Below are 19,634 nucleotides of genomic sequence, written 5' to 3'. Positions count from 1 at the left end.
TTCGGTGATGGCATTGGGCGGCGCTTTCGGTACGACGATGCCGGCCTCGGGATCGAATGAAACGGTCTCGGCAAATGCCTCATGTATGGGGCCGTGGGTGAGTATATCCACTCCCTTGGCAACATCAGGGGCCTCTTCCCGGGCGCCTGCAGCCCGGAGTGACACCGGCCCCGTCCCCATCACGGCCAGGATCGCCAACATGCACATATGTTTAATCAATTGCCGATTCATAATAGTGTCTCCTTTGTTTCAGGTCTTATGGGACATCCTCCTCATCCTATTGAGGCCTGCGGCGGATTGCATCCTGTAATATTTCTGATCAAGTCATGGTGTTTTCCGCTGTTTCACAGGGTGGCGGTCATTTACATGAGGGCACGCCCTGCTCTATCTTTATATCGGGTGCAATGGAACAGAAGTTTCATTTTAATATATAGTCTGGGCGTTAGGGAGAGGGCAGAGGCTCTTTGAGCTGTTTCAGATCTGGCCGTAAATCTGGCATTTTTTCCAATGCATTTGAAAATTCCCTGTAATTGAATTTCTATGCGATATATAGTCAAAAAACAGGGGATACGGTCTTGAGTATGCCCAGCCATTTGCCAATATTAATGATGAGGAGAACAATTCTTTGAAATACAAGAACATTATCCAACATGGGGATAAAAGCGGAAACAACATGGTGGTGCGCTTTCGGCTGCCTTCGGGGCTCGACATATTCGGTCTTCCCACACAGAATTTTTATTCAGGCAACTGGGACCTGGGGCCGACCTGGAACTACCTGGTTATGTCCGACACCCCCTTTCTCGTGGATGCGGGCCGGTACGGCCAGGGCGGGCAACTGCTGAAGATGATGAAGACTGTAGGGGTGGCGCCGTCGGATCTGGGGTTTGTGCTGATCAGTCACGGCCATGAAGACCACGACGGCGGGCTGGCCGAACTGGTGGCCATGACGTCGCTGAAGGTCAGGGCGCATGGCATATACGATCTGTTGATCCGTCAGTACCCACAACTGGCCCCGGCCGACTACAAGCGGCACTTTCCGGCAAAGTGTTGGCATTGCTTTATGCCGGAATCCTTTTACACGGTCAACTGTCTGGAATACCACCGTATGCTGCAACACATTGAAGTGGAGGTGGTCGGCAGCGGCGTCAACAGTCTGGGTGCCGGCATTGTCACCTCCCATCTGCCCGGCCACAGCCCCGATTGTCTGGCCGTCATACTGGGCGAAGAGGCGATTATCGTGGGTGATATCCTTCTGCCCCAGATCACCCCATGGCCCACCCGGTTGGAGATGTACGGCGGGATCGCCGGTGTTTTGGAACATGATTTCCCGAACGCAGCCGATATTTTTGGCCTTCAGCGCTATCTCCAGTCCTTAGGGGAACTCAGGCGCCTGGGGATGACGCATCCGGATATGCGGGTGCTTCCGGCGCATCGGTTTTACTATGGGGGACAATGGAATGTGGTCAACTTGACCGAGCGGATCGATGAACTCATTGGACACCATGTTGAGAGGTGTGCAGCCATCCTCGATATTGTCTCCCACGGCCATGGTACAGTAGAAGAGATCGTCCAGCGGCATTTTGACCCATCACTTCTCCAAGGGCCGGGAAAGCATATGGCGACCAACGAAATCCTCAGTCATTGTGAGCTGCTGGTGGATCGGGGAGATCTGGTTGAAATCGGGCGCCACCAGTATGAAACCTCCGGTACTCGCCGATTTCAGACGCTGATATCGGAGTGACGCGTTTTCAAGATTCACTCCATTTCCTTTTTGATTTTCAATACCAGGATGTTCTTTCCGTTCTCATACCGGTACTCCACGCTCCTGCACCTGGCATTGATCAGTCTGATCCCGATATCATCCTCTGCAACACCCTCCAGAAGTGGATTCACCGGTGCTCCGCCGCTCACGCAGACCAGCTCCACACTCCCATCTTTTTCAGAATAGGAAAGGCTGATCTGGATATCGGAAAAATCCTGCTGCAGGCATAAAACCTCTTCCGCCATGTGCAGCACATGCCCGGTCACCTTCCTTGACAGCATATGTTTGTCGCAGAATGCCTCCATTTCCGCCTGCATCGCGTACAGGTCATAATCCCTGCTGGTGATCCGGTAATGAAAACTGCGTATCCGGTTAATGAATGCCTTTGTCTTTTCCTTTTGCGGACGGTCAAATATCTCCTCAGGGGTTCCCTCCTCACAGATCACCCCTTCATCCATATACAAGACGCGGCTCGACAGGTTGCGGGCAAACTCCATCTCGTGAGTGACGATCAGCATGGTCATGCCTTCTCTTGCCAGACGGCGGATCACGGCAAGCACTTCGCTGACCATGGTCGGGTCGAGCGCTGAAGTGGGTTCATCAAAGAGAAGGATCTCAGGCTCCATGGCCATACAGCGGGCAATGGCCACCCGCTGCTTCTGCCCGCCGGAAAGCTCATCCGGATAGGCGTGCGCCTTTTCAGCAAGGCCCACCAGTTTAAGGAGTTGGATGGCCTTCTGGTCGGCTTCCGCCCTTTTCTTCCCAAGGAGTTTGACCGGCCCCAGCGTGAGGTTCTCCATTACGGAAAGGTGAGCGTAAAGATTAAACGACTGAAAGACCATCCCCATTTTCTGGCGGACTTTCGGGACATTCGTGCCTTTATCCAGCAGGGGGATGCCGTCGATATGAATGGTGCCGCGGGTGGGGCTGTCCAGGAGGTTGAGGCAGCGGAGAAAGGTGCTTTTCCCGGTCCCCGAAGGACCGATGATGGAAATGATCTCTCCCTTTTTGATATTCACGCTGATATCCTTAAGGACCGCGAGATCCCCGAAATATTTCGAAAGATGTCTTACCTGTATCATCAGCCTGCCTGCACCTCTTTGATCATGTGTTTTCTCTTTGGAGCCACCGAAATCTCAATACAGCCGAGGGCCTTTGTCAACAGCCAGGTGATTACCAAGTAGATGACGGCCGCCATGATCAGCGGGAAAAAGGCGTCGAACGTACGGCTGCGGATGATATCACTGGCCTTGGTCAGATCCTGCACGGCGATATACCCGACGATGGAGGTCATCTTGACCAGGGAAATAAATTCCCCTTTATACACAGGAAGGAGGTGGCGCAAGGCCTGGGGGGCAATAATATGGATAAATGTCTGAGTGTTGGTAAAGCCGCCCGCGATGCCTGCCTCCTTCTGCCCGGTGTCGATGCTCTGGATGGAGGTCCGGAACATCTCGGATACATATGCGCCGAAATTCAGAGCGAACGCAATGATGGATACCAATACCGGATTGATGTGTATTGAGGAGAAGACGATATAGTAGATGATCATCAGCAACACCAGTACGGGGGTCCCCCGGAGAAGGGAGATGTACAGGCCGGCGGTCATGGAAAGGATTTTCAGGTTGGACATCCTCATAAAGCAGATGAGCCCGCCCAGCAGGGTGCCCAGGAGGGCTGAAAAGATGGAGATGACAATGGTGACCTGCAATCCGTCAAGGATCAACTGGTATCTCTTTTCCAAAATAATATTGCTGTAAAAGCTGTCTGACACCCTTTCCAGAAAGGGTGTCCGGGAGGTCCGGTCTTCAGCCGCACCGGCGACCGAGGGATCCAGGGCATCCTTTCGGGCGATGAGGCTCACGCCGGATTCGAAATACGGATCGCTGAAATCGATCATCCGGCTCCGCTCCTCGGTGATGGACATGGAGGCCGTGATGATGTCGATTTTATTGGTGGAGATGGAGGAGATGAGGCTGCCGAACTGGAGGGGCACCGGGACATATTCGCGGCCCGTATAGGCGGCGAAGCGTGACGAGAGCTCGATGTCGAACCCGATGAGCCGGCCGTCACGGACCAATCCGAAGGGCATGCCCATGTCGTTTACCACCCCGGCTCGCAGGACGCCCTCGGTTTTGGCGCCTTCTATCTCAGGCATATCCATGTTCCCCTCTTCCATCCAGCGGGCAACCATATCCTGATATACCCCGTTCGATCGGATTTCCCTTAAAAAGGCGTTGAACTGCTCACGGAGCGCGTCGTTGTCGCGGTTGAACCCCGCGGCGATCGGGATGCTGAAGATATCCTTGGCCAGTATGTCGAGATCGGTATTCAGCTTGAGCATTTCAGGCACTGACACCTGGTCGAAATAGGTGACATCGATCTTCCCCGATTTTAGGGCCATGAGCAGGTCGGAAATACTCTGGTACTGGAGGACTCGCGCGTCAGGGTAGGTGCCCATGACATAGGTGTCGTACACCGAGCCCAGCATCACGCCGATGGTCTTATCTCTGATGTCGTCAACGGTTTTCATTTTCCTGCCCGCTATACTGACGGGCGCCGGGGCATCCCCCCTGACCAGGGCGGCGATGCCGCTGGGGTAGTAGCTTTCGGAGAAGAGGACTTTCTTTGCCCTCTCCTCGGTGATGGACAGGCCGGCGCCGATCATGTCGACCTTGCCTGAGATGAGTGCCGGGAGCAGTGCCCCGAATTCCATATCCGTGATCTCGATCTTTTTGTTGAGCTTAAAGGCCACCCGGATGGCAAATTCCACGTCGAACCCCACTATGTTCCGGTGGGCATCGTGAAACGACATCGGTTCGGTGACCGCCGCTGTTCCGAATCTCAATATCCCGTTACTTCCCGACAGGTCGATGGCGGGCATGGGTGCGGGCGCCCCTTTGACAGGGAACCAGCGCTTCAGCATATCGTCATAGCCGCGGTTGGATTTCAGCTCCGCAAGGGTCTCATCGATGGCGGTTTTGAGGGGAATATTGTCGAGCTGCACGGCAAACCCGTAATTGTCGACCTCAAGCAGCTCGGGCAACACGACGATCCCCTCGTTTTTGGCCGCTATGTTTTTCAGGATCGGCTTATCGTAAACTGCCGCGTCCGCCTTTTCTCTCTGAACGGCCAGGGCACAATCGAGGGCACTGTTATAATACTCGATTTTGGCATCCGGAAACCGGCGGTACACAAATTGGTCGGCAACCGTTCCGGTGGGAACGGCGAACGTCTTCCCTCCCTCTAACATGGATAGATGTGTGATGCCGGTTTCGTCTTTGCCGCATCCGGTCAGCAGGCAAACGGCAATAAAGACAAACAAACAGAGAGTCTTTTTCATAATTCTATTCAGCGGGGATCCTCTATCAGTCAAATTGGTGACATCCTTCTGGCCTGTATCTGTTTGCGCCCGCCGCTGGCGACGATCTCATTATGTGCCGCGGCAGTCCACGCTGGCATGCAATTTTTCGTCGGTGTCCTTGGAGAAGGCAGGATAGATTCTGCCCGGGCGGATTGCCGCTTCCTGCCTGACATTCATATAGTGGCGGTCGAGTTCTGCGAGGGCGGAGGCGAGGTCATGGAACGTGCATTTCGCGGCGCAGACCATACCGAATTTCGGTCTGTGAGTCAAGAAAATTGGGACCCTGCCATCTGGGGAATCCGGCCGGAAATGGCCGGTCCAAGTCCGCACATATACGCCTTTTTTGTCGAAGGTAAGCGATCGGCTTGGGATCGATCGTCTGCCCGTCATCCATCACAGCCGAAAAAGTGATGCGTCCGGCTTCAATCAACCCCTCTTTCTCCGGTGGAACCAATCCTTTTTTGAAAAGGCAGCCCGTTCATGTTGCACTGAGATATAATATGTGATAAATTACGTCCATATTTATTGAAAGCATAGAATTATCCTGTCGTGTTGGCTCGGGCTTGAATTTGGGCCGACCTGCGAATTGAGACTTCTCAAATGAATCCCGTTTTCAAGCCTGGACTATTTTTCCTAAATTTAGCGTAAGGATTCATGTTAATCTTCCCTCACCCGAAATGAAAGATCACCAGTGGGAGAAACATATGGGATGGCGGTCGACATCATTCAAGGTCGTGGCATTGTGCGGTTTCACCTTTTTTCTGGTTACAGATGTAGCGGCAGGGGTCAAGAAAACCTCTAAAGAGGTGCAGACAGCGTTCACCGGACATATTGAAGGTGATGTTTCAATTTCAGGGATGAATGCAGGTAGCCCTTCGGTATCAGCCGGCGTCACGTCAGCGTCTGATTCTTCGGAGGCAAACTCCTTTGTGACGAAAACGTGGAGCCGGTTACTCGAAAGGCTGGCGTCAGATGGCTTTGATCAATATGAACTTCGTGATCTGTTTTCCCAACCAGAGATCATCTTTGACCCATCGCCGATGGTCCATAAAATGAATGAATTGCATTCGGCAAAACTTCGGGCAGAAAGAATCAAACCTATACAGGAGAGACTGGCAGTACTTGGTTACAGGCCTGGTCCCATAGACGGAAAAATAGGGGCCAAGACCCGAAGGGCCATTATCGCCTTCCAGTATGTGCACGGACTCCCGCTCGATGGAACGCCCGCCGAAGATCTGCTCCGGCGGTTGGAAGGTGAACTCAGAAAAGCCCCTCCGAATATTATGCATCTGGACCTTCCCATGGAGACAGGGCCAAAGGTTTATAGAAGCGTTTTACAACCCGAACGGATTAGAGAAGCCAAAGATTTCCTTGCGCTGAATGAGGACCTTTTGCGGTCAGTGCATAGAAGATACGGCATTTCTCCTAAGGTGGCGGTTAGCCTTCTCGCCCTGGAGACACGCGTCGGAAACTATCTTGGGGAGGAGGGCGCATTTGCGACCTTGTCGAGTATGGCGGCATGTGCGGATTTCAGCAAAATTGAGCCTCTTCTCAAGAATCAACCGGTCAAGCCAAGGTTCCGCGGCTGGCTTCAAAAACGGTGTCAACAGAAAGCGGATTGGGCCTATAAAGAACTGAAGGCACTGCTCAGATATGCTGAAGGTAACAAATTGAATCTATTAGACATTCCAGGCTCCAAGTATGGTGCAATCGGGATCTGTCAGTTTATGCCCACAAACGCGCTGATATATGGTATTGATGGAGACGGGGACGGCAAGATAGATTTATTTACGGCCGAAGATGCATTGCCGAGTATGGGCAATTTCCTGCGGCATCATGGCTGGAAAAAGGGGATGGGTGCTCGCAAAGCACTTTACCGCTATAACCGCAACACGACTTATGTAAATACGATTCTGGCCTTGGCAGAACATCTATAACCGTGGTCTTTTAAAACTTTTTTAAATCTTTTAGAAATATACATAAGTGAGGAAAATGAATATGATTTTACAATTAGGGACTTTAATGGTTTCGCTATTAATGGTTTTTATTCCTGTCACCAGTTTCGGGAGTGGAACGTGTATTCAAGGGAATTGCAAGAATGGAGAAGGGACATTCATCTTTTCAGATGGTTCAATATATGAAGGCGAATTCAAGAAGGGAAAGAGATGTGGACAGGGAACGTTAATCCGTCCTGAAGGTTCCACGTATGTCGGTGAATGGAATGACAACAGACCTCATGGATATGGAACCTGGATGTGCCCTGATGGTGGGAAGTATGTAGGTGAATGGAAGAGAAATAAATTTGATGGACAGGGGATATTTACATATGCCAACGGTTCCACATACAAGGGGGAATTCAAATACGGTTCAACCACCGGCAAAGGGATTTGGATATATCCTGATGATAAGGATGATAAGGCCCAAGATAAAAAGTGAATCCAGCAACCCATATAAGTCCATTCCTCCTTCTTCTATGAAGCCCCCGGTTATCTCCTTATTGATTCCCACAAAATTAACTCCTGTAAAGAAGAGATGAAAGATGAAACGGTCTTATCCTGATGGTTCCACATATGACGGGGACTTCGGTTGGTCATGGAAAGAATTTAGGCGCTGTAAACATGGAGAAGGGTCCTGGATCCATCCTGACGGGTCAACATATGTAGGGGAATGGAAATATGATCATCTCCATGGACAAGGGATTTACATCTTCCCTGATGGGGGCAAATATGCAGGGGAATTTAAAGAAAGTAGATTTAATGGCCGAGGGACATTTACCTACCCCGGCGGTCAGAGGTATGAAGGTGAATGGAAGGATGGTCATAAATGTGGACGAGGGACTTACACTTTTTCCGATGGGTCGACTTATGCAGGGGAGTGGAAAGACGGTAACCCCCACGGCAAAGGAACTTGGACCTACCCCGGCGGTGAAAGATATGAAGGTGAATGGAAGGATGGTCATAAATGTGGACAAGGGACTTACAGACTCCCTGACGGTTCTACATGCATAGAGGAGAGAAAGGATGGGGCATCACGCAGACAAGGAACGTGGATTTATCCGGATGGCTCAACCTATATAGGGGAATGGAAAAACTTCACGCCACATGGATACGGAACCTGGACGTATCCTGATAATGAAAAATATGAAGGGAGATGGAAAGAGGGGAATAAACATGGGCCAGGGACTTACACTTTTTCCGATGGGTCCACGTATGTAGGGGAATGGAAAGAAGATAAGCCACATGGACCCGGAACTCGAACCTATACTGACGGCGCGACGTATGTCGGTGGATTCAAAAAGGATGAGTTTGATGGACAAGGGACATTTACCCTTCCTGATGGGTCAACATATGTCGGTGAATGGAAAGATGGTAAACCCCATGGACAAGGAACTTACACCCGTCCCGGGGGTACAAGACATGAAGAAGAATTCAAGGATAGTCCACCTGCTGGGCAAAATCCTTGAACCCACTCGCTGCTACCCAAGCGCCGTATTGCCACACCCGTCCGGACGAGAAAGAAGGCTCATGGGAGCTGAAAAATCGAATGGGGTATTATCCGGGACCCGGAAATGATCCGACTTCCAGATCATTCGATGCATTTCCCGCCAAAGAGAACCGCTTTTTAAAAGACGCATTATTCCATGACTTGAGTCAACGACTATCCGTATGATAAAGTAGGGTATCGTAAGTCAATCAACAGGTCTTTTGAAAGGAGGCTTTCGTATGACTGAACATGCTGAACATCTTGACGGTGCCATTCTGCAGAGAGACAGAGAAACCTATGCTATTGTTCCCAGGACACCGCTGGGGCTCGTTACCCCGGAGGTCCTGGAGTCCATTGCGCAGGTGGTTAAAAAATATAAGATTCCGGTGGTCAAGATTACCTCCGGGCAGCGCATGGCCCTGGTGGGGCTCAAGGAGGAGGACGTGGCCCCGGCCTGGAAAGACCTGGGCATGGACGTGGGGAGGGCCACTGAACTCTGTGTGCACTATGCACAGGCCTGTCCGGGGACGGCGGTATGCCGTTTAGGGGTCCAGGATTCGCTGGGCCTGGGCATGGAATTGGAAAAGCTGTTCATCGGCATGGGACTTCCTGCCAAGGTGAAATTCGGTGTCTCCGGGTGTCCCATGTGCTGTGGCGAGAGCTACGTACGGGATGTGGGGGTCCTGGGAACGAAAAAAGGGTGGACCCTCATTTTCGGGGGCAACAGCGGGGGCCGGCCCCGTATCGGTGACGTGGTCGCCGAGGATTTGGGCAAAGAGGAGGTCATTGATCTCGTCAAACAATGCCTGGAATATTATGCCGCCAATGGCAAAAAAAAGGAACGCACCGCCCGGTTCATGGATCGAATCGGCATAGATGCCCTGAAAGCAGCGGTCCTTTGAATGGCCCCAACCCTTAACAGTTAAAGGAGCGCCTGATGAAATCCATGAACAGACGCAGTTTTTTAAAATACCAGGCAGCCGGCATGCTGTGGACCATCGGTGCTCCTTTCATGTTACCGGGTCGACTGTTTGCCCGAGAAAAAACCGATGTCGCCGTGGTCAAAGGAGAGGTTCAGGCCGCGGTACGCAAATCCGTGGAAATGCTGGGCGGAATTTCAAAATTTGTCAAAAAAGGCGACCGCGTCGTGATTAAGCCCAATATGAGTTTTGCCGTATCGCCGGAACAGGCCTCCAACACCCATCCGCTGGTAGCAAAAACCATTGCCGCCATGTGCAAGGAGGCCGGCGCAGCACGGGTGCTGGTTCTGGACAACCCCCTGGCTCCCGCGGAACAGTGCCTTGAAGCATCGGGAATTTTCGCGGCTTGTGAATCCCTGGAAAAGGATATGGTCCATATGGTGTCCAGGCCCGGCAGTTTCAAGGAAGTGGGAATCCCCAACGGCCGGACCCTTAAGACCACCGACGTCATGAAAGAAGTGCTCTCGGCGGATGTCCTGATTGCCGCACCGGTGGCAAAATCCCATTCCGGCGCAGGGGTAAGCCTTTCCATGAAAGGGATGATGGGCCTGATACGGGATCGGAGCACCATGCACCGGCGGGGGCTTCATGAGACCATCGTTGATCTGGTATCGCTGTTGACCCCCCAGCTGGTGATCATTGATGCCACCCGGGTCCTGACCACCGGCGGCCCGGGCGGTCCCGGCAAGGTAATTGAACCGAAAACCATTATCGCAGCCACCGACATGGTGGCGGCGGATGCCTATGCGGTCTCCGCATTTGAATGGTATGGCCGGACATACGCCCCATCCCAGATCAAGCATATCCGTCTGGCCCATGAGCGCGGCCTGGGCCGGATGGACATTGAAAACCTGAATGTCAGAAAAATTTCGGTATAGATGAGCTTTCGTCGCGCTGCCCAACTGATCTTCCTGATCATCTTCCTGGCGCTTCTGGCAAGGGCCGGCCACATCAAGGAAGCGGATCTTTTTCTTCGCATGGACCCGGCACTTGTGGGGATAACAGCTATTGCCGCCCGTATGTGGACCTGGCTGTTTCTTCCTGCCTTGATCGTCGTCCTTTCCGCATTATTATTCGGCCGCGTCTTCTGCGGCTATATCTGCCCCATGGGCACGACCCTCGATTTCTCTGATAAATGCATTCCAAGACCCACCGGAAAAACAGAGCGTTCGCCCCAAAGGCTCTCCCCCCGTTTAAACCGCTATATCCTTGTATTCCTGGTCGGCGCAGGGTTGGCAGGGGTGTCGCTGGTGTCCTGGGCTTCCCCTCTGGCGCTGATCACGCGCTTTTACGGCCTGGTTGTCTATCCGGTCACGGAACTGATCGCCGATCAATCCCTGGTGTTCCTCTACCCTTTGGCCAGCTGGCTGGATATCCGCAGCCTCATGTTTGCGGAAATCCATCCCTCGCGCTTTACCGCCCAGTTTTTCGTGCTGGTGCTTTTTATTCTGATATTTGCGGCCGGCTGGATCACCCCGCGGTTCTGGTGCCGATATCTCTGCCCGGCCGGCGGCATCCTGGCTGTGGCCGCCGGAAAACCCCTGCTTCGTCGCAGGGTGAGCGACGAGTGCAACGGGTGTGGCATATGTGCACAAAAATGTCCCATGGGGGCCATTGACCGCCTCCATCCGGAGCGCACCAATCATTCCGCCTGTATCTCGTGCCGGACCTGTGAAGCCAATTGCCCGCAGGAGGCCATTGAATTCAGCCTTCTGGCGCGTCCCGGTTCTCATATGGCGCGGGAAACCGGGGTATCAACCTCCCGCCGGTACTTTCTGATGGCCGGGGCAGCGGGTATGGGAACAGCTGCGCTAAGCCTGACCGGATTGCATGCTGTTTCGGGAAAAGAGACCGAAGGCTGGGTCCAGCCCGCCCGGCTGATCCGGCCTCCGGGGGCGATACCTGAACCGATGTTTCGTGCCGCCTGCGTGCGCTGCGGGGAATGCATGCGGGCCTGTCCCACCAATACGCTTCAGCCCATATGGTTTGCCGCTGGATTCCTGGGCATGTTCAGCCCGGCCATTACGCCTGATCGCAAATACTGCGATCCGCGATGCACCATCTGCGGCGAGGTATGCCCCACCGGGGCCATACGGACGCTTTCAGCAGGGGAGCGCGTCTGGGCCAGAACCGGCACAGCCGTTATCTACCGGCAGAAGTGTCTGGCCTGGGAGCACCAAAAAAGCTGCATGGTCTGCGACGAGGTTTGTCCCTATAATGCCATCGAGTTTGAAAAAATTGCCGATCTCCCCTATCCGGTCCCCCATGTGAAGGAAGACCGGTGCGCCGGCTGCGGGTATTGCGAGCATTATTGCCCGGTCACCAATGAGGCCGCCATTGTGGTCACTCCCATGAACGCGCTCCGCCTTCAGGCAGGCTCTTACCGCGAAGCAGGACAAATCAGGAAATTCAACCTCTCACTTAGACCGCCAACAGAGGGCCTCCAGCCGAAACCCTATCCGGGCGTCTCCGGCGGGGAAATTGAAAGCCCCGAAGGGGAGGCTGAGAATGGCTCGGAAGAACTGGCGCCGGGATTTGACAGGGGATATTAGTACCTGGTCTTCTGTCATGAAAAACAAGAAAATATGGCCATCCTTCGGCAGCACCCTTAGCCTTCCGTCATTCCGGCACGATTTTGGCCGGAATCCAGAAATACGACGGACTGGATTCCGGCTAAGGGCATGCCGGAATGACGGGACAGCACACAGCCGTTTCGGTTGCGGTTATCCGCTTTAGGCCCTTAGATTCTTTGGTGATGACTTCTCTGCAACGTGTGGAGAAGTTTACCCGTGGGGGTCTCTCAAAGAGCTGCATCAAGGTGGGGCCACACCCTCGTCGACGGCCCGGCAGGAAAAAAATGCGAGCTGATTCCACGGAACCCTGAAGATCAGGACGCCTTGTCTTGATTCGGTGAAGACGACACCTCCACCGGTATTCCGTTTAGCACCGCATTGTTGGACAATGGATCAAAGCATTCATCGTCGCTCAGTAAATTGGCGTTCACTCCTCCATGGACCCTGGCCACATCCATTCGCACGCCGGGGAGATCGTGGCCCCAGCCATGGGGTAGACTGACCACTCCCGGCCGGATGTCCGGTGTAATTTCGACCGGGACCGCTACCTGTCCCATGCGGCTCTTCACTTCCGCCGTATCTCCATTTTCAAGCCCGGCACGAGATGCATCCTCCGGATGAATATGCAGAACGCACCGGGGGGGACCGGATACGAGGGAGGGAATGTTGGCCATCCATGAATTGTTGGTTCGAAGATGCCGGCGTCCGACAAGGACCAGCCCATGGGAATCAGGACGATTCATGGCTTCAATAAGCCGCTGGACGTCTTGACCCATCTGCTGTGGCGCCAGATCGATCTTGCCTGAGGGGGTTCGTAATATCCCTGGGATTCGGGGCTCAAGAGATCCCAGGTCTATGCCGTGGGGATGCGCTTTCAACCTGGACAATGACAAACCGCCGGGATTCGCGTCGAAGCCGTCACCATAGGCCCCGGTCCGAAGCATGAAGTCCAGCATCCGGTCCGGACCTCGGAGATCTTTCATGGCCTCCAATAGTTCCGTTTGCCTGCCGAAAAAAGGTGATTCCTCTTTTTTAGCTACCCCATCCACCATCATGCTGATGATGAAATCATCCATCTGCGCGGCATTGGCTGAAGCCCCCTGGCCGCCGAAGATCATGGCCAGGCCATAGAGGATCTCCCATTTGTCCCTCTCGTCATCGGGCTTGGGAATCACAGGGGGGGAGTAGTTGGCAATGTTTCGTACCGACAGATTGTAGAATGCAAAATCGTATTGCGCGGTGGATAAAGGTCCGGTGGGGGGGAGGATCACATCTGCGTGTCGTGTGGACGCATTCAGGTAAAAGTCCACCGACACCATGAAGTCCAAATCGGCCAAGGCCCGGGCTACCCGGGCCGAATTGGGAAGTGCGATCACAGGATTGGACGCCACGGTGACCAACGCCCGGATTTGTCCTTTTCCTTCGGTCTCAATCTCGTCGCACAAGGTACAGACCGGCAGCTCGCCCATGACCTCGTGCAGACCTTTGACCCGGCTTTTCCATCTTCCCAGGGTCCACCCTTTTCCCCCCGGACGGTTACAGCGCGGCATATGCGCCGGCGTGGGGAACATGACCCCTCCGGGACGATCCAAATTTCCGGTCAGGGTGTTGATCGTGTCGATGAGCCATTGGTTGAGCGCCCCGAATGTCACGGTACTCGTGCCCATGCGGCCGTATACCGCCGCAGAGGGTGCAGAGGCGAGTTCCCTCGCTGTCCGGTACACCATAGCGGCATCAATGCCCGTGCGGCTTTCCACGGCCTCAGGGGAAAACGGCCTGCAGAGATCGCGCACCGCGTCCACTCCGATGATGTGATCGGAGAGCCGTCCGGGATTGACCCGATTCTCTTCAAACAAGACCCGGATCAATGCCATGAGCAGAAACGGATCTCCTCCGGGTTCTATGCGGAGGTGCTCGTTCGCCAGCTTGGCGGTTCGACTGGTGCGAGGGTCCACAACCACCAGCTTGCCGCCTCGTCGCTTAAGGGCGCCCAACCGCCCGGGCCAGTCGGGGGCCGTGGCGAGCGATCCATTTGACTCCAGCGGGTCTGCCCCCAGTATCAGCAGAAAATGGGTGCGGTCGATGTCGGGCACTGGAATCGTGCCGGGGTGGCCGAACATCAGGCCACTGGAGACGTGTTTGGGGATCTGGTCCACTGAGCTGGCACTGAAGATGTTCCGGCTCCGCAACGCCTTAAGCATCGGTTTCATGCAAAGCGTCCCTGCCATGGTATGGGCGCAAGGGTTGCCTGCGTACACACCCACCGCATCGCGGCCGTACTTGTCCATCAAGGGGATCAGACCGGATTCGACCGCGGCAAATGCCTCGTCCCAGCCCACCTCTTTCCAACGGCCGTTTCTCTTTATCATCGGGTGGCGTAAGCGATCGGGATCGTAATGGAGATCCGCCAGTGCCGCACCCTTTGGACAGAGATACCCCTTGCTGAACACATCCTCCTTATCTCCTTTGACGTTTACGGCACGGCCGTCCTGGACGGTGATCTCCAATCCGCACGTGGCTTCGCAAAAGGGACACGTGCGATAGGCAATGCGCAATCCTTCCATGTCTTTTGAATGGGTGGTCATGGGTGCACCTCGGCATATTGGGTGAGCAATGGTTGAGTAGCGATGGTCTTCTCACCACTGCCTTATATCACAGGGTGAGTTTATATTCCAGCTGAAGGATTTCCAAAGACTCAGGCCGTGTATCCATGGATCGGACCAAGAGGAAATGGTCTTTCTCACGCCTTTCGGCCTCCAGAGAGAAAGCGCTTTGCCTTTTGCCAACGGCAATACGGCTGACGGATGGTTCAGGGTAAAGGCGATAGCCCGTGGCTTGACATCGGCAAAACAGTCAATGGCGTCTGAAATAGGTGCCAAAGCAGATAAAGGCCATCGGTGACAAATGGGAATCCGGTGCCATGTTGGCCTCATACCCGGAGACCCCATCAGTTTATGCTTGTGATCTGCATGATTTCGATGTAAGTTTTCGTCAAATCAGAAATACGAGAAAAGGAGGGAATAAGAGGATGCAAATCAAGGTTCTGGGTGTTGTGGGCGCCGGACAGATGGGTTCCGGGATTGCTCAGGTCGGCGCGGTCTCCGGGCTGTCGGTGATCATGAATGATATCAAAGACGAGTTCGTGGAAAAGGGATTTTCAACCATTGAAGGAAGCCTCGCTCGCATGGTCAAGAAGGAAAAGATGTCGGAGGCGGACAAAGACGCTGTCTTGGGGAGAATAGAGGGATCCACCGCTTTGGCCGACATGTCCAAGGCCGATTTCGTAGTGGAGGCGGCCACTGAAAACGAGGGGCTGAAATTGAAAATTTTCGAAGAGTTGGATAGCCAGTGCAGAGAAGGGGTTATCCTTTCTTCCAACACCTCTTCCATCTCCATCACCAAGATCGCGGCTGCGACCAAGAGACCGCAGGCGGTGATTGGGATGCATTTTATGAACCCGGTTCCCATGATGAAATTGGTCGAGATCATCAACGGTCTGGCCACATCAGACGATACCTTCAATACCACGAGAGATCTGGCGCTCCAACTGGGCAAGACCCCTGTCCCTGCCAATGATTTCCCGGGGTTTGTGGCAAACCGGATACTCATGCCGATGATCAATGAGGCGGTGTACGCACTTTTTGAAGGGGTTGGCAAGCCCGAGGATATCGACCAGATAATGAAACTGGGCATGAATCACCCGATGGGGCCCCTGGCCCTGGCCGATCTGATCGGGCTGGATACCTGCCTGGCGATTATGGATGTCCTTCATCGCGGACTGGGTGACAGTAAGTATCGGGCCTGCCCGCTTTTGAGAAAATATGTGGATGCAGGGTGGCTGGGCAGAAAGACCGGAAGAGGATTTTACCAGTATTAGGAAGCAACCGAAACCGGGCTGAAGCGATACGCATTTTAAATGTCCGAAATTGATGGAGTTTTAACGCCTTTTAGGTTAAAACCCCATCAGACAAAACAATAAATCCTTAGGCCTTTGTGCCTTTAATGTGAAAAGATTTCGGCCGGCAATGTCGCTTTGATCTGATGGTGAGAGGAACGCTGATTCAGGACGGTTTGCAAATTGTCCCATCTTCTGATATGGTATTTTTTAAGGCGGTAATGAATTAACTTTTTGCGAGGTCATCTGATATCGACGCCTCTGCGAGATGGTCCCTCTGCAACGGCGTCATATAATGGAGAAAAATTATGGCAAAAATACTGATTGTGGATGATGAGGAACATATCCGCTACCTGTATTCAGAAGAGCTTAGCGATGCCGGTTACGAGGTGATTACCGCAGAAAACGGTCATCTCCTTTTGGAAAAGATTGAGAAAGAGAAGCCTGATCTGGTGGTCCTGGACATCAAGATGGTGGATTACAACGGTCTGGATCTATTACAGGATATCCGGAATAAATTCTATGACCTCCCTGTGGTGCTCTGTACGGCCTATGACACCTTCAAAGAGGATATGAAGTCGATCGCCGCCGATTATTATGTGATTAAATCGTTCGATCTTTCCGAACTCAAGAACAAGATCGCCATGGCCTTGGAAGCGGGCGCAGATAAAGAAAAAAAGTAGGTGGACTGCACCTATTTGTGATATTTTTCGCCTTTGATGATGGTGTACGCCCTGTAGAGCTGTTCGAGAAGGACCAGACGGCTCATCTCGTGCGTCAGGGTCATTTTTGAGAGCGAAACAATTCCGGATGCAGACTCAAGAACCTCTTTTGACAGGCCTAAGGGCCCGCCCACTATAAAACAGAGTCGTTTTTGTGTCTGCGAAAGGTGTTCAACCAGGGCCGCAAGGCCTTGCGAGTCATATTGCTTCCCCTTTACGTCCATGGCGATGACATGGTCGTCCGGCAGACATTTCTTCGCGATGGATCGGGCCTCACCCCTCAATATCTCCTCTCTTGATCGGCCTTTTGTCACCTTCTGGGGCTTAACCTCGACCCATTCCGTGGACGCATATCTCTGGAGCCTCTCCAGGTAAAAGGCCTCTCCCTGTTTCAGAAAAGATGATCGGGTGCTTCCGACAACGATGAATTTTATTTTTGACACCCCTCAGGCTCCTTAATTTGTATAATTTCCAGATGGTTTCGTGTTTTTCTCCTCTGAAACACTCCTTGATAGTATAATCGGAATCAGAATTCAATAGGGAGTTTCGGCGCAGTTTTCGTGCCGAACTGTATACGTCTATGATATGACTTCAAAAAAAAGTAATCATCGCGGTGAGGGGATGAAAGTGATAAAGATGGGGTCTGGAAATTCCCCGAATCCCATGTTGCGATATTCAGACTATAGAAAGATTTTGACATATTCGTCCGGTTCTGCAAGACTCCGCCCCATGTTCGCCATTACAAAAAGATTCGGGGCCTCAACCATAGAATATATCCGCAGGATGGGGGTGATGGGCCTATTCCTGTTCAAGGCCGTCCTGTTTATGGGTATTCCGCCCCTCAAGGTCGGAAGGTTTCTCAAGCAGATTCGCTTCATCGGCATGCAATCGGTGGTTGTCATCCTTCTCACCGGGGCATTTTCAGGGATGGTATTGGGGTTTCAGGGATATTACAGCCTGAGCCGATTCGGGTCCGATGCCTTTTTGGGACCGATGGTGGGACTTGCCCTGATCAAAGAGTTGGGGCCGGTCATATCCGCCCTCATGGTTACAGGGAGGGCGGGTTCGGCCATTGCCGCCGAGATCGGCATTATGCGCATGAGTGAACAGATCGATGCGCTGGAACTGATGGGCCTGAATCCTTATCGTTACCTGGTGGTCCCTAATTTCCTGGCGGCCATGGTATCGCTCCCCCTGTTGACCGCCATCTTTGATGTGGTCGGAATCTTCGGGGGGTATCTCATCGGAGGAAAACTCCTCGGAGTAGGGGCGGGCACCTATTTCGGGGAGATGGCCAGCTATGTGGAAATGTCGGATATCATGGAGGGGATCTATAAATCATTCAGCTTCGGCGTGATCATCGTATGGGTCTGCTGTTTCAAGGGATATTATGCCGGGATATTTTCTGGGTTCGGTTCAGAGGGGGTGAGCAGGGCGACCACCCAGGCAGTGGTCCTGTCCTCGGTGCTGATTCTCGTATGGGATTATTTTATGACCTCCATCTTATTCTAAAGGTTCACTTTCTTATGATTCAGATAGAAAACCTCTATAAGTCTTTTGATGGGAACGAGGTGTTCAGAGGGATTTCATTAGGGATTCCCAAAGGTCTGATCCTGGCCCTTATCGGGAGAAGCGGTTGCGGTAAGAGCGTTCTGTTAAAGCATGTGGCCGGGTTGATCAAACCGGAGAAGGGCCGGGTGGTGGTTGATGGCAAAGACATGGGAACGGCCAGGGGGAAGGTCTTGACTGGGTTGCGGGAGCATCTGGGCTTTTTATTTCAAGGAGGCGCGCTCTTTGATTCCATGAGTATATTTGAGAACGTTGCGTTCCCCCTTAAAGAAAAGACCCGTCTGAGTCAACACCTGATACAGGCAAGGGCCTTGAGGGAACTGGAGAATGTAGGGTTGTCAGGTTCGGAACACAAATATCCGTCCCAGATCAGCGGGGGAATGGTCAAGCGGGCGGCCCTGGCCAGGTCCCTGGTCAGCGATCCGGAGATCATGCTCTTTGACGAACCGACCACGGGACTTGATCCGATGACGGGCCAGGCCATCATCGAACTCATCGATTCGTGCCATGAGCGGCTCCATTTCACCGGAATTATCGTAACCCATGAAATCACCAGGGTGGCTCCCATCGTGGACCGGATCGCCATGCTCCATGAGGGCGTCATCCGGGCGGAGGGAACGCCGTCTGAGTTTTTTTCCTCTGAAGATTCGGTGGTGAGGGCCTTTCTCGGGGATGGGTCAGAAAAAGAGATGAGTTGAGCAGTTGCGTGGGCCTGAGCAATGATCGGGCAGGTCTTTTCCAGCTCGATAATCCGGCCGGTTGGCGACGCAACAAATTCTGCGGGGGGAAGATGAATGAGGAAATTCGACCTTGAGTTTGCGGTGGGTCTTTTTATGATCATAGGAATCCTCTGTCTGGGATATATTTCCATTAAATTGGGAAGGATGGAGATCTTGGGCGACAAAGGATATGAGGTGGAGGCTGTCTTTTCCAACACCGGGGGATTGAAGGTGGGGTCATCGGTCGTGATTGCAGGGGTGGACATCGGACGGGTCAGGGAGGTTGCCCTGGAAGATTACCAGGCCAGGGTGGTGCTTAATCTTCCGCAGGAGGTGGAAATACAGGAAGATGCCATCGCCTCCATCAAAACCAAGGGGCTGATCGGCGAGAAATATGTGGAGATTACGCCGGGGGGGGCAGAGGAACTCATCAAGCCGGGCGGGCGGATCAGGGATACCCAGTCTGCGGTTGATTTTGAGGAATTGATCTCCAATTACGTATTCGGCAAAATCTAAATGAATGCCGATCCCCATTAAAGGGCAATAAAACGCCGGAATGCTGATTTT

Annotated in this window: 17 protein-coding genes; 12 read left to right on the top strand and 5 right to left on the bottom strand. The window is 53.1% G+C overall.

Translation table 11 applies throughout. The features are described 5' to 3' along the window. Positions 1 to 231 (bottom strand): hypothetical protein (locus tag K9N21_03255; GenBank protein ID MCF8142917.1); only part of this gene is annotated, 231 nt, incomplete at its 3' end. Between the two features lie 394 nt (positions 232 to 625). Here K9N21_03255 and K9N21_03250 point away from each other — a divergent pair. After that, on the top strand, positions 626 to 1,741 hold the full coding sequence (locus tag K9N21_03250) for an MBL fold metallo-hydrolase (GenBank protein MCF8142916.1): 1,116 nt from the start codon (positions 626 to 628) through the stop codon (positions 1,739 to 1,741). Positions 1,742 to 1,755: 14 nt separating this feature from the next. Here K9N21_03250 and K9N21_03245 read toward each other — a convergent pair whose 3' ends face one another. Together K9N21_03245 and K9N21_03240 are read right to left on the bottom strand one after the other, a co-directional pair. Then, positions 1,756 to 2,844 carry an amino acid ABC transporter ATP-binding protein gene (locus tag K9N21_03245; GenBank protein ID MCF8142915.1) on the bottom strand — a complete coding sequence of 363 codons (1,089 nt, stop codon included), beginning with the start codon at positions 2,842 to 2,844 and terminating at the stop codon, positions 1,756 to 1,758. After that, a complete protein-coding gene (locus K9N21_03240; GenBank protein MCF8142914.1) occupies positions 2,844 to 5,105 on the bottom strand; it encodes an ABC transporter permease subunit in 2,262 nt (753 codons plus the stop codon). The genes K9N21_03245 and K9N21_03240 overlap by 1 nt, the downstream gene beginning before the upstream one ends. A gap of 725 nt (positions 5,106 to 5,830) precedes the next feature. Between K9N21_03240 and K9N21_03235 the strand changes: the two genes are divergently transcribed. The 6 genes from K9N21_03235 (at position 5,831) to K9N21_03210 (ending at position 12,141) form a co-directional block, all read left to right on the top strand. Further along, complete coding sequence (locus tag K9N21_03235; protein MCF8142913.1) at positions 5,831 to 7,063, top strand: lytic murein transglycosylase; 1,233 nt, start codon at positions 5,831 to 5,833, stop codon at positions 7,061 to 7,063. A 61-nt stretch (positions 7,064 to 7,124) separates the two neighbouring features. After that, complete coding sequence (locus K9N21_03230) at positions 7,125 to 7,562, top strand: hypothetical protein (GenBank protein MCF8142912.1); 438 nt, start codon at positions 7,125 to 7,127, stop codon at positions 7,560 to 7,562. A gap of 103 nt (positions 7,563 to 7,665) precedes the next feature. Continuing rightward, a complete protein-coding gene (locus tag K9N21_03225) occupies positions 7,666 to 8,589 on the top strand; it encodes an MORN motif-containing protein (GenBank protein ID MCF8142911.1) in 924 nt (307 codons plus the stop codon). 259 nt (positions 8,590 to 8,848) lie between these two features. Further along, positions 8,849 to 9,511 (top strand): NAD(P)/FAD-dependent oxidoreductase, encoded by a 663-nt coding sequence (locus K9N21_03220; GenBank protein MCF8142910.1) that lies wholly within the window; start codon positions 8,849 to 8,851, stop codon positions 9,509 to 9,511. A 44-nt stretch (positions 9,512 to 9,555) separates the two neighbouring features. Further along, the gene (locus K9N21_03215; protein MCF8142909.1) at positions 9,556 to 10,467 is read left to right on the top strand and encodes a DUF362 domain-containing protein; all 912 of its coding nucleotides are present in this window, start codon (positions 9,556 to 9,558) and stop codon (positions 10,465 to 10,467) included. After that, positions 10,468 to 12,141 (top strand): 4Fe-4S binding protein, encoded by a 1,674-nt coding sequence (locus tag K9N21_03210; GenBank protein MCF8142908.1) that lies wholly within the window; start codon positions 10,468 to 10,470, stop codon positions 12,139 to 12,141. 335 nt (positions 12,142 to 12,476) lie between these two features. On the opposite strand, the gene K9N21_03205 is transcribed toward K9N21_03210, so the two are convergent. After that, complete coding sequence (locus K9N21_03205; protein MCF8142907.1) at positions 12,477 to 14,726, bottom strand: molybdopterin-dependent oxidoreductase; 2,250 nt, start codon at positions 14,724 to 14,726, stop codon at positions 12,477 to 12,479. Positions 14,727 to 15,190: 464 nt separating this feature from the next. Here K9N21_03205 and K9N21_03200 point away from each other — a divergent pair, with 464 nt between their 5' ends. Together K9N21_03200 and K9N21_03195 are read left to right on the top strand one after the other, a co-directional pair. Then, on the top strand, positions 15,191 to 16,039 hold the full coding sequence (locus K9N21_03200; GenBank protein MCF8142906.1) for a 3-hydroxybutyryl-CoA dehydrogenase: 849 nt from the start codon (positions 15,191 to 15,193) through the stop codon (positions 16,037 to 16,039). A 326-nt stretch (positions 16,040 to 16,365) separates the two neighbouring features. Beyond that, complete coding sequence (locus K9N21_03195) at positions 16,366 to 16,740, top strand: response regulator (protein ID MCF8142905.1); 375 nt, start codon at positions 16,366 to 16,368, stop codon at positions 16,738 to 16,740. Between the two features lie 11 nt (positions 16,741 to 16,751). On the opposite strand, the gene K9N21_03190 is transcribed toward K9N21_03195, so the two are convergent. Beyond that, the gene (locus tag K9N21_03190) at positions 16,752 to 17,222 is read right to left on the bottom strand and encodes a 23S rRNA (pseudouridine(1915)-N(3))-methyltransferase RlmH (GenBank protein ID MCF8142904.1); all 471 of its coding nucleotides are present in this window, start codon (positions 17,220 to 17,222) and stop codon (positions 16,752 to 16,754) included. A gap of 286 nt (positions 17,223 to 17,508) precedes the next feature. Between K9N21_03190 and K9N21_03185 the strand changes: the two genes are divergently transcribed. The 3 genes from K9N21_03185 (at position 17,509) to mlaD (ending at position 19,583) form a co-directional block, all read left to right on the top strand. Then, on the top strand, positions 17,509 to 18,291 hold the full coding sequence (locus K9N21_03185; protein MCF8142903.1) for an MlaE family lipid ABC transporter permease subunit: 783 nt from the start codon (positions 17,509 to 17,511) through the stop codon (positions 18,289 to 18,291). A gap of 14 nt (positions 18,292 to 18,305) precedes the next feature. Next, positions 18,306 to 19,046, top strand: coding sequence for an ATP-binding cassette domain-containing protein (locus tag K9N21_03180; protein MCF8142902.1), 741 nt, complete (start codon positions 18,306 to 18,308; stop codon positions 19,044 to 19,046). Between the two features lie 96 nt (positions 19,047 to 19,142). Next, entirely contained in the window at positions 19,143 to 19,583 is a 441-nt protein-coding gene (mlaD, locus tag K9N21_03175; protein ID MCF8142901.1) for an outer membrane lipid asymmetry maintenance protein MlaD, read from the top strand. Positions 19,584 to 19,634 lie beyond the last annotated feature (51 nt).

The sequence above is a fragment of the Deltaproteobacteria bacterium genome (assembly GCA_021737785.1).
In the GTDB taxonomy this organism is placed as follows: Bacteria; Desulfobacterota; DSM-4660; order Desulfatiglandales; family Desulfatiglandaceae; genus AUK324.
The sequence above is the reverse complement of the archived record's forward strand: the minus strand, read 5'-3'. Positions and strand labels throughout refer to the sequence as shown.

Excerpts from the sequence above, each read along its gene's own strand:
- K9N21_03245 (MCF8142915.1), bottom strand. The coding sequence starts at position 2,844 with ATGATACAGGTAAGACATCTTTCGAAATATTTCGGGGATCTCGCGGTC.
- K9N21_03240 (MCF8142914.1), bottom strand. The coding sequence starts at position 5,105 with ATGAAAAAGACTCTCTGTTTGTTTGTCTTTATTGCCGTTTGCCTGCTG.
- K9N21_03235 (MCF8142913.1), top strand. The coding sequence starts at position 5,831 with ATGGGATGGCGGTCGACATCATTCAAGGTCGTGGCATTGTGCGGTTTC.
- K9N21_03230 (MCF8142912.1), top strand. The coding sequence starts at position 7,125 with ATGATTTTACAATTAGGGACTTTAATGGTTTCGCTATTAATGGTTTTT.
- K9N21_03225 (MCF8142911.1), top strand. The coding sequence starts at position 7,666 with ATGAAACGGTCTTATCCTGATGGTTCCACATATGACGGGGACTTCGGT.
- K9N21_03220 (MCF8142910.1), top strand. The coding sequence starts at position 8,849 with ATGACTGAACATGCTGAACATCTTGACGGTGCCATTCTGCAGAGAGAC.
- K9N21_03215 (MCF8142909.1), top strand. The coding sequence starts at position 9,556 with ATGAACAGACGCAGTTTTTTAAAATACCAGGCAGCCGGCATGCTGTGG.
- K9N21_03210 (MCF8142908.1), top strand. The coding sequence starts at position 10,468 with ATGAGCTTTCGTCGCGCTGCCCAACTGATCTTCCTGATCATCTTCCTG.
- K9N21_03205 (MCF8142907.1), bottom strand. The coding sequence starts at position 14,726 with ATGGAAGGATTGCGCATTGCCTATCGCACGTGTCCCTTTTGCGAAGCC.
- K9N21_03200 (MCF8142906.1), top strand. The coding sequence starts at position 15,191 with ATGCAAATCAAGGTTCTGGGTGTTGTGGGCGCCGGACAGATGGGTTCC.
- K9N21_03195 (MCF8142905.1), top strand. The coding sequence starts at position 16,366 with ATGGCAAAAATACTGATTGTGGATGATGAGGAACATATCCGCTACCTG.
- K9N21_03185 (MCF8142903.1), top strand. The coding sequence starts at position 17,509 with ATGTTCGCCATTACAAAAAGATTCGGGGCCTCAACCATAGAATATATC.
- K9N21_03180 (MCF8142902.1), top strand. The coding sequence starts at position 18,306 with ATGATTCAGATAGAAAACCTCTATAAGTCTTTTGATGGGAACGAGGTG.
- mlaD (MCF8142901.1), top strand. The coding sequence starts at position 19,143 with ATGAGGAAATTCGACCTTGAGTTTGCGGTGGGTCTTTTTATGATCATA.